The 13,617-nt window shown below is 62.2% G+C and carries 7 protein-coding genes; 6 read left to right on the forward strand and 1 reads right to left on the reverse strand.

Translation table 11 applies throughout. From position 1 onward, the window contains the following. The first annotated feature begins 2 nt into the window (after window positions 1-2). The 3 genes from rplL (at window position 3) to rpoC (ending at window position 9,180) form a co-directional block, all read left to right on the forward strand. Window positions 3-383: a 50S ribosomal protein L7/L12 gene (rplL, locus tag ACS5PK_RS03610; protein WP_439438908.1), complete on the forward strand. Its 381-nt coding sequence runs from the start codon at window positions 3-5 to the stop codon at window positions 381-383. Between the two features lie 430 nt (window positions 384-813). Beyond that, a complete protein-coding gene (gene rpoB, locus ACS5PK_RS03615; protein ID WP_439438909.1) occupies window positions 814-4,935 on the forward strand; it encodes a DNA-directed RNA polymerase subunit beta in 4,122 nt (1,373 codons plus the stop codon). Between the two features lie 21 nt (window positions 4,936-4,956). Next, window positions 4,957-9,180, forward strand: coding sequence for a DNA-directed RNA polymerase subunit beta' (gene rpoC, locus ACS5PK_RS03620; protein ID WP_439438910.1), 4,224 nt, complete (start codon window positions 4,957-4,959; stop codon window positions 9,178-9,180). A 104-nt stretch (window positions 9,181-9,284) separates the two neighbouring features. On the opposite strand, the gene ACS5PK_RS03625 is transcribed toward rpoC, so the two are convergent. Further along, window positions 9,285-10,190, reverse strand: a complete 906-nt coding sequence (locus tag ACS5PK_RS03625) for a putative toxin-antitoxin system toxin component, PIN family (RefSeq protein ID WP_439438911.1) — start codon at window positions 10,188-10,190, stop codon at window positions 9,285-9,287. 46 nt (window positions 10,191-10,236) lie between these two features. On the opposite strand from ACS5PK_RS03625, the gene rpsL reads away from it, so the two are divergent. The 3 genes from rpsL (at window position 10,237) to fusA (ending at window position 13,431) form a co-directional block, all read left to right on the forward strand. Beyond that, window positions 10,237-10,614, forward strand: a complete 378-nt coding sequence (gene rpsL / locus ACS5PK_RS03630; RefSeq protein WP_183103984.1) for a 30S ribosomal protein S12 — start codon at window positions 10,237-10,239, stop codon at window positions 10,612-10,614. 174 nt (window positions 10,615-10,788) lie between these two features. Beyond that, window positions 10,789-11,259, forward strand: a complete 471-nt coding sequence (rpsG, locus tag ACS5PK_RS03635; RefSeq protein ID WP_183103985.1) for a 30S ribosomal protein S7 — start codon at window positions 10,789-10,791, stop codon at window positions 11,257-11,259. 69 nt (window positions 11,260-11,328) lie between these two features. Continuing rightward, window positions 11,329-13,431 (forward strand): elongation factor G, encoded by a 2,103-nt coding sequence (gene fusA, locus ACS5PK_RS03640; RefSeq protein ID WP_439438912.1) that lies wholly within the window; start codon window positions 11,329-11,331, stop codon window positions 13,429-13,431. Window positions 13,432-13,617: the final 186 nt, after the last annotated feature.

Here is a 13,617-nt window from a genome sequence, read left to right on the forward strand (position 1 = left end):
TCATGGCATTCGATAAAGACGCATTCCTGGCTGCTCTGGACAGCATGACCGTTCTGGAACTGAACGACCTGGTCAAGGCCATCGAAGAGAAGTTCGGCGTGTCCGCCGCTTCCATGGCTGCTCCCGCCGCTGGCGGCGCTGCTGGTGGTGCTGCTGCCGCTGCTGAAGAAAAGACCGAGTTCACCGTGGTGCTGGCTGAAGCCGGTTCCAACAAGGTGGGCGTGATCAAGGCCGTGCGTGAAATCACCGGCCTGGGTCTGAAGGAAGCCAAGGACCTGGTCGACGGCGCTCCGAAGCCTGTCAAGGAAGGCGTGTCCAAGGCTGACGCCGACGCCGCCAAGAAGAAGCTGGAAGAAGCCGGCGCCAAGGTCGAACTCAAGTAATTCGTACGGCGTTCGGCTACTGCGCCGGCCGATCTCGGGCTTTCGATGCTCGCCGTACCCAAGTACGGCTGCGCGTCTCAAGCCCGACCTCGACCGGCTCGCTACGCCGCCCGCCGCACGAATTCAGGTTCACCTGGATTCGAGAAGGGGTTGCCTTTGGGCTTCCCCTTTTTCGTCATTGCGGGTTTATCTTGATTGAGAACAGCTGAAAGTGCTTCGCGAGGTATCATTCGCGGTTCTTTCAAGTGTTCTCTGATCCGACTGCAGAGAGCCGGTTTGGTCGGACTCTGGCTACGCATGAGCATGCGGCCAGGGTTGTCCGCCAGCGGTTGGTAGTGGCCAACCACCAAGCTTCGGGTGCAATGCCTGAGAAGCCAGTCGCCGACGCAGCCCCTGCCACGGCCAGGTGAGGGCTAGCCACGGAGTGTTTATGGCGCAAACAACCCCCTACAGCTATACCGAGCGCAAGCGTATCCGCAAGAGCTTCGGCAAGCGCGAGAACGTTCAGAACGTTCCCTATTTGCTGACCATGCAGAAGGACTCTTACGTCGCCTTCCTGCAAAAAGACCTTCCCCCCGCCAAGCGCAAGCCAGAAGGCTTGCAGGCAGCCTTCCTCTCCGCTTTCCCGATCGTGTCGCACAACGGGTTCGTGGAGATGAAGTTCCTCGAATACAACATCGCCAAGCCGCCGTTTGACACCCGTGAGTGCCAACAGCGTGGCCTGACCTATGCAGCGGCCGTGCGTGCCCGCCTGCAGATGATCATCTATGACCGTGAGAGCCCGCAGGCCAAGACGGTCAAGGAAATCAAGGAACAAGAGGTCTACATGGGCGAAGTGCCCTTGATGACCGACTACGGTTCCTTCATCGTCAATGGCACCGAGCGTGTCATCGTTTCGCAGCTGCACCGCTCGCCCGGCGTGTTCTTCGAGCACGACAAGGGCAAGACCCACTCGTCCGGCAAGCTGCTGTTTTCGGCCCGCATCATCCCTTACCGCGGTTCCTGGCTGGACTTCGAATTCGACCCGAAGGACATCCTGTACTTCCGCGTCGACCGCCGTCGCAAGATGCCGGTCACCATCCTGCTCAAGGCCATCGGCCTGAACCCCGAGCAGATCCTGGCTCACTTCTTCGTGTTCGATAACTTCCGTCTGATGGACTCCGGTGCCCAGATGGAATTCGTGGCTGACCGCCTGAAGGGTGAAGTCGCCCGTTTCGACATCACGGACAAGAACGGCAATGTGCTGGTCGAGAAGGACAAGCGCATCACCGCCCGCCATGTGCGCCAACTGGAGCAGTCCGGCACCCAGCACGTCACGGTGCCCGAAGACTTCCTGGTCGGCCGCGTGCTGGCCAAGAACATGGTTGACGGCGATACCGGCGAGATCATCGCCAAGGCCAATGACGAGCTGACCGATGCCCTGCTGAAGAAGCTGCGCAGCGCCGGCATCAAGGACATCCAGTGCCTGTACACCAACGAGCTGGATGAAGGCGCCTACATCAGCCAGACCCTGGCCCTGGATGAAACGACCGAGCAGCTGGCTGCCCGCGTTGCCATCTATCGCATGATGCGCCCCGGCGAGCCGCCGACGGAAGACGCCGTTGAGGCCCTGTTCAACCGCCTGTTCTACAGCGAAGACACCTACGATCTGTCGCGCGTCGGCCGGATGAAGTTCAACGCCCGCGTGGGCCGCGACACGCCGGAAGGCAATATGACCCTGTCGAACGAGGACATCCTCGACGTGGTCAAGATCTTGGTCGAGCTGCGCAACGGCCGCGGTGAAGTCGATGACATCGACCACCTGGGCAACCGTCGCGTGCGCTGCGTGGGCGAACTGGCCGAGAACCAGTACCGGTCGGGCCTCGCCCGCATCGAGAAGGCCGTCAAGGAGCGCCTGGGCCAGGCTGAAACCGAAGCCCTGATGCCGCATGACCTGATCAACTCCAAGCCGATTTCCGCGGCGCTCAAGGAGTTCTTCGGTGCCTCGCAGCTGTCCCAGTTCATGGACCAGACCAATCCCCTGTCCGAGATCACGCACAAGCGTCGTGTCTCCGCACTGGGCCCGGGCGGTCTGACCCGTGAGCGCGCCGGCTTCGAAGTCCGTGACGTGCATCCCACCCACTACGGCCGCGTCTGCCCGATCGAAACGCCGGAAGGCCCGAACATCGGTCTGATCAACTCCCTGGCCCTGTACGCCCAGCTGAACGAGTACGGCTTCCTGGAAACGCCTTACCGTCGCGTGGTTGATGGCAAGGTGACCGACCAGATCGACTATCTGTCCGCCATCGAGGAAGGCAAGTACGTCATCGCCCAGGCCAATGCCACCCTGAACAAGGAAGGCCAACTGGTTGATGAACTGGTGTCCGCCCGTGAGAACGGCGAATCGGTGCTGACCTCGCCCGAGCGCATCCAGTACATGGACGTGGCTCCGACGCAGATCGTGTCCGTCGCCGCCTCGCTCGTGCCCTTCCTGGAGCACGACGATGCGAACCGCGCACTGATGGGCGCCAACATGCAGCGTCAGGCTGTGCCGACCCTGCGCCCCGAAAAGGCCTTTGTCGGTACCGGTGTGGAGCGCGTGGCGGCCAAGGACTCGGGCACTGTCGTGGCGGCTCGCCGCGGTGGCATCGTGGACTACGTCGACACCAACCGCATCGTGATCCGCGTCAATGACGAGGAGACGGTGGCCGGTGAAGTCGGCGTCGACATCTACAACCTGATCAAGTACCAGCGTTCCAACCAGAACACCAACATCCACCAGCGCCCCATCGTGCGCCGCGGTGACAAGGTGGCGGCCGAGGACATCATCGCTGATGGTGCCTCGACCGATATCGGTGAACTGGCCCTGGGCCAGAACATGCTGGTCGCCTTCATGCCCTGGAATGGCTACAACTTCGAAGATTCGATCCTGATCTCCGAACGCGTGGTGGCCGAAGACCGCTACACCTCGATCCACATCGAGGAGCTGGTGGTCATGGCCCGCGACACCAAGCTGGGCTCCGAGGAAATCACCCGCGACATCCCGAACCTGTCCGAGCAGCAGCTGGCTCGCCTGGACGAGTCCGGCATTGTCTACATCGGCGCTGAAGTCGGCCCCGGCGATGTGCTGGTCGGCAAGGTGACCCCGAAGGGCGAAACCACCCTGACCCCGGAAGAGAAGCTGCTGCGCGCCATCTTCGGCGAAAAGGCGTCCGACGTGAAGGACACCTCGCTGCGCGTGGATCAGGGCACCTCCGGCACCGTCATCGACGTGCAGGTCTTCACCCGTGAAGGCATCCAGCGCGACAAGCGCGCCCAGCAGATCATCGACGACGAGCTGAAGCGCTTCCGCCTGGACCTGAACGACCAGCTGCGCATCGTGGAGGCCGACGCCTTCGACCGTATCGAGAAGCTGCTGAACGGCAAGGTCGCCAACGGTGGTCCGAAGAAGATTGCCAAGGGCACGGTCATCACCAAGGAGTATCTGGCCGAGGTCGAGAAGTTCCATTGGTTCGACATCCGTCCCGCTGAGGATGATGTCGCCAACCAGCTGGAATCGATCAAGAACTCGCTGGAGCAGACCCGTCACAGCTTCGATCTGGCCTTCGAAGAGAAGCGCAAGAAGCTGACGCAGGGCGACGAGCTGCCCGCCGGCGTGCTGAAGATGGTCAAGGTCTACCTGGCCGTCAAGCGCCGCCTGCAGCCTGGCGACAAGATGGCCGGCCGCCACGGCAACAAGGGTGTCGTGTCCAAGATCACCCCGATCGAAGACATGCCCTACATGGCTGACGGCACGCCTGCCGACATCGTGCTGAATCCCCTGGGCGTGCCCTCGCGGATGAACGTGGGTCAGGTCCTGGAAGTGCACCTGGGCTGGGCCGGCAAGGGCATCGGCCAACGCATCGGCGACATGCTCCAGCAGCATGCTGCCGTCAGCGAGCTGCGCAAGTTCCTGGACGAGCTCTACAACAAGAGCGGTGGTAAGTCTGAGAACCTGGACGAACTCAGCGACAAGGAAGTCGTCGAGATGGCCCAGAACCTCTCCAAGGGCGTGCCCTTCGCGACCCCGGTCTTCGACGGTGCCAAGGAAGAGGAAATCCGCGGCATGCTGAAGCTGGCCTACCCGGACGACATCGCCGCAAAGAAGGGCCTGACCGAGACCCGTACCCAGGCCTATCTGTATGACGGTCGCACCGGCGAGCAGTTCGAGCGCCCGACGACGATCGGCTACATGCACGTGCTGAAGCTGCACCACCTGGTGGACGACAAGATGCACGCCCGCTCGACTGGCCCGTACTCGCTCGTCACGCAGCAGCCGCTGGGTGGTAAGGCTCAGTTCGGTGGTCAGCGCTTCGGTGAGATGGAAGTGTGGGCCCTGGAAGCCTACGGCGCGTCCTACGTGCTGCAGGAAATGCTGACCGTCAAGTCCGATGACGTGAACGGCCGTACCAAGGTCTACGAAAACATCGTCAAGGGCGAGCACGCCATCGACGCCGGCATGCCGGAGTCGTTCAACGTGCTGGTGAAGGAAATCCGTTCGCTCGGTATCGACATCGAGCTCGAGCGCAACTAAGACACGGAACAGGAGAAACACATGAAAGGTTTGCTGGACCTGTTCAAGCAGTTCACGCCGGACGAACACTTCGACGCGATCAAGATCGGGCTCGCATCGCCCGAGAAGATTCGCTCGTGGTCTTTCGGAGAGGTGAAGAAGCCCGAGACCATCAACTACCGGACCTTCAAGCCCGAGCGTGATGGCCTGTTCTGCGCCAAGATCTTCGGCCCGATCAAGGACTACGAGTGCCTGTGCGGCAAGTACAAGCGCCTGAAGCACCGCGGCGTGATCTGCGAGAAGTGCGGCGTCGAAGTGACCCAGACCAAGGTGCGCCGCGAGCGCATGGGCCACATCGACCTGGCGGCGCCCTGCGCCCATATCTGGTTCCTGAAGTCCCTGCCTTCGCGCCTGGGCCTGGTGCTGGACATGACGCTGCGCGACATCGAGCGCGTCCTGTACTTCGAAGCCTATGTGGTCGTCGATCCCGGCATGACTCCGCTGAAGAAGTTCTCGATCATGAGCGAGGACGACTACGACGCGAAGCGCGCCGAGTACGGTGACGAGTTCATCGCGCTGATGGGTGCCGAGGGCATCAAGAAGCTGTTGGAGGAGATGGATCTCGACATCGAGATCGATCGCCTGCGCAACGACATGACCGGCTCCGAGCTCAAGGTCAAGAAGAACTCCAAGCGCCTGAAGGTCATGGAAGCCTTCAAGAAGTCCGGGATCAAGCCGCACTGGATGATCATGGACGTGCTGCCCGTGCTGCCGCCGGACCTGCGTCCGCTGGTGCCGCTGGACGGCGGCCGCTTCGCCACTTCCGACCTGAACGACCTCTACCGTCGCGTCATCAACCGCAACAACCGTCTGGCTCGCCTGCTGGAGCTGAAGGCCCCTGAGATCATCGTGCGCAACGAAAAGCGCATGCTGCAGGAAGCCGTTGATTCCCTGCTGGACAACGGTCGCCGCGGCAAGGCCATGACGGGCGCCAACAAGCGCGCCCTGAAGTCCCTGGCCGACATGATCAAGGGCAAGAGCGGTCGCTTCCGTCAGAACTTGCTGGGCAAGCGCGTGGACTACTCCGGTCGTTCCGTGATTACCGTGGGCCCGACCCTGAAGCTGCACCAGTGCGGCCTGCCGAAGCTGATGGCGCTTGAGCTATTCAAGCCCTTTATCTTCTCGCGCCTGGAAGCCATGGGCATCGCCACGACCATCAAGGCGGCCAAGAAGGAAGTGGAATCCGGCACCCCGGTGGTGTGGGACATCCTGGAAGAGGTGATCAAGGAGCACCCGGTGCTGCTGAACCGCGCACCGACCCTGCACCGCCTCGGCATCCAGGCCTTCGAGCCCGTGCTGATCGAAGGCAAGGCCATCCAGCTGCACCCGCTCGTCTGCGCGGCCTTCAACGCCGACTTCGACGGTGACCAGATGGCCGTCCACGTGCCGCTGTCCATTGAAGCGCAGATGGAAGCCCGCACCCTGATGCTGGCCTCCAACAACGTGCTGTTCCCGGCTTCCGGCGAGCCCTCCATCGTCCCGTCGCAAGACGTGGTGCTGGGCCTGTACTACGCCACCCGTGATCGCATCAACGGCAAGGGTGAAGGCATGATCTTCTCCGACGTGTCGGAGATGCTGCGTGCTTTGGACAACGGCGTGGTCGAGATTACCGCCAAGATCAGCGTGCGCCTGACCGAGTACACCAAGGACAAGGACTCGGGCGAGTGGATCCCCGAGACCAAGCTGGTGGACACGACCGTCGGCCGCGCCCTGCTGTCCGAGATCCTGCCCAAGGGCCTGCCTTTCTCGAACATCAACAAGGCGCTGAAGAAGAAGGAAATCTCACGACTGATCAACACATCCTTCCGCAAGTGCGGCCTGAAGGAAACCGTGGTGCTGGCAGACAAGCTGCTGCAGTCCGGCTTCCGCCTGGCTACGCGCGCTGGCATCTCGATCGCCATCGACGACATGCTGGTCCCGAAGCAGAAGTACGAACTGATCGAACGTGCCGAGAAGGAAGTCAAGGAGATCGAGCAGCAGTACGTCTCGGGTCTCGTGACCGCTGGTGAGCGCTACAACAAGGTGGTGGACATCTGGGGCAAGACCGGTGACGAAGTCGGCAAGGTCATGATGTCGCAGCTGTCCAAGCAGAAGACCATCGACCGCAACGGCAAGGAAGTGGATCAGGAGTCCTTCAACTCCATCTACATGATGGCCGACTCCGGAGCCCGCGGTAGCGCGGCCCAGATCCGCCAGCTGGCCGGTATGCGGGGCCTGATGGCCAAGCCGGACGGCTCCATCATCGAGACGCCTATTACCGCGAACTTCCGCGAAGGCCTGAACGTTCTGCAGTACTTCATCTCCACCCACGGTGCTCGTAAGGGTCTGGCGGATACGGCGCTGAAGACGGCGAACTCGGGCTACCTGACCCGTCGTCTGGTCGACGTGACCCAGGATCTGGTGGTGGTCGAGGAGGACTGCGGCACCGACAACGGCATCAATATGCGTGCCCTGGTCGAGGGTGGTGAAGTCATCGAGTCCCTGCGCGACCGCGTGCTGGGCCGCGTGGCTGCCATTGATGTCGTCCATCCGGAAACGCAAGGCGTGCTGCTGCCTGCCGGCAACATGCTGGATGAAGACACCCTGGACGTGCTGGAACAGGCCGGCGTTGACGAGATCAAGGTCCGCACCCCGCTGACCTGTGGCACCCGCTTCGGCCTGTGTGCCAAGTGCTATGGCCGTGACCTCGGCCGCGGCGGCCTGGTCAACACCGGTGAAGCCGTCGGCGTGATCGCTGCACAGTCCATCGGTGAGCCGGGTACCCAGCTGACCATGCGTACCTTCCACATCGGCGGTGCCGCATCGCGTGCTGCCGTGGCCTCCAGCGTGGAAGCCAAGTCGGACGGCATCATCGGCTTCAACGCCACGATGCGCTACGTCACGAACGGCAAGGGCGAGCTGGTGGTGATTTCCCGTTCCGGCGAAATCATCATCGCCGACCAGCATGGCCGTGAGCGCGAGCGTCACAAGGTGCCGTACGGCGCGACCCTGAACGTCAAGGCCGACCAGACCATCAAGGCTGGTACGGTGCTGGCGAACTGGGACCCGCTGACCCGCCCGATCATCACGGAATTCGCCGGTCAGGCGAAGTTCGAGAACGTCGAGGAAGGCGTCACCGTGGCCAAGCAGGTCGACGAGGTGACCGGTCTGTCCACCCTGGTGGTGATCGATCCCAAGCGTCGTGGCGCCGCCAAGGTGGTCCGTCCGCAGGTCAAGCTGCTGGACGCCAACGGCCAGGAGGTGAAGATCCCCGGCACCGACCACTCGGTGACCATCGGCTTCCAGGTCGGCGCGCTGATCCAGATTCGCGACGGTCAGGACCTGGCCCCTGGTGAAGTGCTGGCCCGTATCCCGGTCGAAGGTCAGAAGACCCGAGACATTACCGGCGGTCTGCCCCGTGTGGCAGAACTGTTCGAAGCTCGCTCGCCCAAGGACAAGGGTGTGCTGGCCGAGCAGACCGGTACCGTTTCCTTCGGCAAGGAAACCAAGGGCAAGGTTCGCCTGCAGATCACCGATCCGGACGGCAAGGTCTGGGAAGAACTCGTGCCCAAGGAAAAGAACATCCTGGTGCACGAAGGCCAGGTGGTCAACAAGGGTGAAGGCATCGTCGACGGTCCGGCCGATCCGCAGGACATCCTGCGCCTGCTGGGCATCGAGGAGCTGGCTCGATACATCGTCGACGAAGTGCAGGACGTCTACCGTCTGCAGGGCGTGAAGATCAACGACAAGCACATCGAGGTGATCGTTCGCCAGATGCTGCGCCGCGTGCAGATCGTCAACCCGGGCGACTCGACCTACATCGTGGGCGAGCAGGTCGAGCGTTCCGAGCTGCTGGACACCAACGACCGCCTGCGCGGCGAGGGCAAGCTGATCGCCACGCACGCCGACGTGCTGCTGGGCATCACCAAGGCCTCGCTGTCGACCGATTCCTTCATCTCGGCCGCTTCCTTCCAGGAAACGACCCGCGTGCTGACCGAGGCTGCCATCATGGGCAAGCGCGACGAGCTGCGTGGCCTGAAGGAAAACGTGATCGTGGGTCGCCTGATCCCCGCCGGTACCGGTATGGCCTTCCACCAGGCCCGCCGCGCCAAGGAGGAGATGGACGACGCCGAACGCCGCGCCATCGCCATGCAGGAAGCCGAGGAAATGGCTGCCGTGCAACTGGCTGCGCTTGACGAGCCGGCTGGCGAAGGTTCCGCCGAGTAAGGCCTGCTGCAGAGGCCGGCACTGCCCGGCCCATGCGCCTACAAGCCGCCGCACCCGCAAGGGGCGGCGGCTCTTTCTTTTGTGGCGCCGGTTTGTTTAGGGTGTCATGCCTCTGTACGCTGAGCCGTGGCCCCTTGCACTTGCTGCAGCCATTGCTCGGGCCTCAGGATGGCGAGTCCCTGCTTTCGAGCACGCTTGGCCAAGGCCAGCACATCCGCGTCGCGGCTGATCAGGGCGTCGACCTGCTGGGCCAAGGCCAGGTCGATGAATTTCTGGTCGTCCCTGTCCCGGCATTTGAGTAGGGGTACGGTCGTGTCGTGGGCCGGCAGTTCTTGCATCTGGCACAGGCGCGTGAACACGGCGGCGATGGCCTCCAGGTCAGGATTCCAGCGCGCCGCCACCCCTCGGGAGAGTACGTGCAGAAGTTCGTCGCGCATGGCCGGGCAGCCGATCCAGCGCCATTGGCCTGCCTCAATGGGCTCGACCAGCGCTCGAATGCCGAGGTCCCGAAAGACCAGCCACTCCATTACTACCTGTGTATCCAGGATCAAACGCGGCTGGCGCGCCAGGGGGCACGCGGGGAGGCCCGTGGCGGCCTCGGCGTCTGCCGGAAGATCAATCGCGCGAAGGGATGTTGTCGGGAGCTCAGAGGCAGTCACGGCAAGGCAGCATGGCTTTATGGCGGGGCGGGTGCGAACGCGAAATGCCGCAGACGGGATCGCTCCCGGCGCAGCACGGTTGGCCAGTGACGCAGCGCGGCGTGAGAGGCCCTGTCTTGTGCCCATTTTCTCAGCAAATCCCCTGCCCATCGGGCTTGCGAGTGGGGATGCTTGTGCAAAAGATGGCCGCTGGCATACAATCGCAGGCTCTCTAGTAGGTCTAGCTGCGCCCATAGAGGCGCAGACAGCTCGAATCCAGCGTGCGGCGCTTAGGCGTTGCGCGCTTTTGTGCTTCCTTGCGAAGTTCAGTTGACGGGTGTTCGAGCGGTGTTTCACCAGGTGGTGAAGCATGTCGGGTCACTAGAGGTCTGTGACTTCAAACGGGAACAAGTTACTTATGCCAACCATCAACCAGCTCGTGCGCCAAGGTCGTGAGACCGAGGTCACGAAGTCCAAGTCGCCTGCCATGCAGGCTTGCCCCCAGCGTCGTGGCGTGTGCACCCGCGTGTACACCACGACCCCCAAGAAGCCGAACTCCGCTCTGCGTAAGGTCGCCAAGGTGCGCCTGACCAACGGTTTCGAGGTGATTTCTTACATCGGCGGTGAAGGCCACAACCTTCAAGAGCACAGCGTCGTGCTGGTGCGCGGCGGCCGTGTGAAGGATCTGCCGGGTGTGCGTTACCACATCGTTCGCGGTTCGCTGGACCTGCAAGGCGTCAAGGATCGCAAGCAGTCTCGCTCCAAGTACGGTGCCAAGCGCCCGAAGAAGGCTTAATTGAGTTGTCACGGCCGGCCGTCAGGCTCTGGTCGGATGTTTTTGCGGAGCGCATGACCCCGTTGAGGGCACAGCGACCGAGTAAGTGGATGCCCCGAATGCGTGGTCATCCCCGGTTGCGGCGAATGGCAGCGAGCCATTGCCAGACCAACTGAAGCGAAGAAGGAAATACCCATGCCACGTCGTCGCGAAGTACCCAAGCGCGAGATCCTGCCTGATCCGAAGTTCGGCAGCGTTGATCTGTCCAAGTTCATGAACGTCATCATGGAATCGGGCAAGAAGGCTGTCGCCGAGCGCATCATTTACGGCGCCCTCGAGCAAGTCGAGAAGAAGGCCGGCAAGGATCCGCTGGAAGTGTTCATGATTGCCTTGAACAACGTGAAGCCCATGGTCGAAGTGAAGTCCCGCCGTGTCGGCGGTGCGAACTACCAAGTTCCCGTGGAAGTTCGCCCCGTCCGTCGGATGGCTCTGGCCATGCGCTGGCTGAAGGAATCGGCCCGCAAGCGTGGCGAGAAGTCCATGGCTCAGCGCCTGGCCAACGAACTGCTGGAGGCCTCGGAAGGCCGCGGCGGCGCCATGAAGAAGCGTGACGAAGTTCACCGTATGGCGGATGCCAACAAGGCGTTCTCGCACTTCCGCTTCTAAATACGACTTTTCTGGCCGCCTCGGGTTTCTACTGACCCGCTGGCGGCTCACTGCATCTGGAGCAAGATCATGGCCCGCAAGACCCCCATCGAGCGCTACCGCAATATCGGTATTTCGGCGCACATCGATGCCGGCAAGACCACGACGACCGAGCGCATCCTGTACTACACCGGTGTGAACCACAAGATCGGTGAAGTGCATGATGGCGCCGCCACCATGGACTGGATGGAGCAGGAGCAGGAGCGTGGCATCACGATCACCTCCGCAGCGACCACCTGCTTCTGGAAGGGCATGGACATGTCCTATCCGGAGCATCGCTTCAACATCATCGACACCCCGGGGCACGTGGACTTCACCATCGAAGTGGAGCGTTCCATGCGTGTGCTGGACGGTGCTTGCATGGTCTACTGCGCCGTGGGTGGTGTGCAGCCCCAGTCGGAAACCGTCTGGCGCCAAGCCAACAAGTACAAGGTGCCTCGCCTGGCCTTTGTGAACAAGATGGACCGCACCGGCGCCAACTTCTTCAAGGTCGTCGACCAGATGAAGACGCGCCTGAAGGCCAATCCTGTGCCCATCGTGATCCCCATTGGCGCTGAAGACAACTTCAAGGGCGTCGTGGACCTGCTGAAGATGAAGGCCATCATTTGGGACGAGGCGTCCCAAGGCATGAAGTTCGGCTACGAAGAGATCCCGGCTGATCTGGTCTCCGTTGCTCAAGAGTGGCGCGAGAAGATGGTCGAGGCTGCCGCCGAGGCCACCGAAGAGCTGATGAACAAGTACCTCGAGACGGGTGACCTGTCCGAGGAAGAAATCAAGCTCGCCCTGCGCACCCGCACGATTTCCACCGAAATCCAGCCCATGCTGTGCGGCACCGCCTTCAAGAACAAGGGCGTGCAGCGCATGCTGGATGCTGTGATCGACTTCCTGCCTTCCCCGGTGGACATCCCCCCGGTGACCGGCACTGATGAAGACGAGCAGCCCGCTACCCGCAAGGCTGACGACAGCGAAAAGTTCGCCGCGCTGGCCTTCAAGCTGATGACCGACCCGTACGTCGGTCAGCTGACCTTCGTTCGCGTGTACTCGGGCGTGCTGCAATCCGGCGCTACCGTGTACAACCCGATCCGTGGCAAGAAGGAACGTATCGGCCGTATCCTGCAGATGCACGCCAACCAGCGTGAAGAAATCAAGGAAATTCTGGCTGGTGACATCGCTGCCTGCGTGGGTCTGAAGGACGTCACCACCGGCGAAACGCTGTGCGATCCGGATTCCGTGATCACCCTGGAAAAGATGGTCTTCCCCGAGCCCGTGATCTCGCAGGCCGTGGAACCCAAGACCAAGGCTGACCAGGAGAAGATGGGTCTGGCGCTGGGCCGACTGGCTGCAGAAGATCCTTCCTTCCGCCTGCGCACCGACGAAGAATCCGGCCAGACCATCATCTCCGGCATGGGCGAGCTCCACCTGGAAATCATTGTCGACCGCATGAAGCGCGAGTTCGGCGTGGAAGCCAACGTGGGCAAGCCTCAAGTGGCCTACCGCGAAACCATCCGCAAGACCGCCACCGACGTCGAAGGCAAGTTCGTTCGCCAGTCCGGTGGTAAGGGCCAATACGGTCACGTCGTGCTGACGGTCGAGCCGCAAGAAGCCGGCAAGGGCTTCGAGTTCGTCGACGCCATCAAGGGCGGCGTGGTGCCTCGCGAGTACATCCCGGCGGTTGAGAAGGGCATCATCGACTCCCTGCCGAACGGCGTGCTGGCTGGCTTCCCGGTCGTGGACGTCAAGGTCACCCTGACCTTCGGTTCGTACCATGACGTGGACTCGAACGAAAACGCCTTCAAGATGGCTGCTTCGATGGGCTTCAAGGAAGGTTGCCGCCGCGCCAGTCCCGTCATCCTCGAGCCGATGATGGCTGTGGAAGTCGAGACTCCGGAAGACTACGCCGGCAACGTGATGGGCGATCTGTCCAGCCGTCGCGGCATGGTCCAGGGTATGGACGACATGGTGGGTGGTGGCAAGGTCATCAAGGCAGAGGTTCCTCTGTCTGAGATGTTCGGCTACTCGACCACCCTGCGTTCGATGTCGCAAGGTCGTGCCACGTACACGATGGAGTTCAAGCACTACAGCGAAGCTCCGAAGAACGTGGCCGACGCGATCATCACCGCTCGCGCCAAGTAAAGACCACCCCCTACCGCCTGCGGCGGCCCCCTCAAGGGGGCGAGCCCGTAGGACCGGCGAAGCCGGATCCTCGGGCTCCATGCAAGGTGATGGCCCGTTGGGCCTTCCTTGGGCCGCAGTGGTGGGGCATGAATCGTCTTCGTCGAGAGCCTCCTGCTTGCCAGCCGGCAGGGATCAAGGCCTCGG

Source organism: Roseateles sp. DB2 (assembly GCF_051857535.1).
In the GTDB taxonomy this organism is placed as follows: Bacteria; Pseudomonadota; Gammaproteobacteria; order Burkholderiales; family Burkholderiaceae_C; genus Roseateles_B.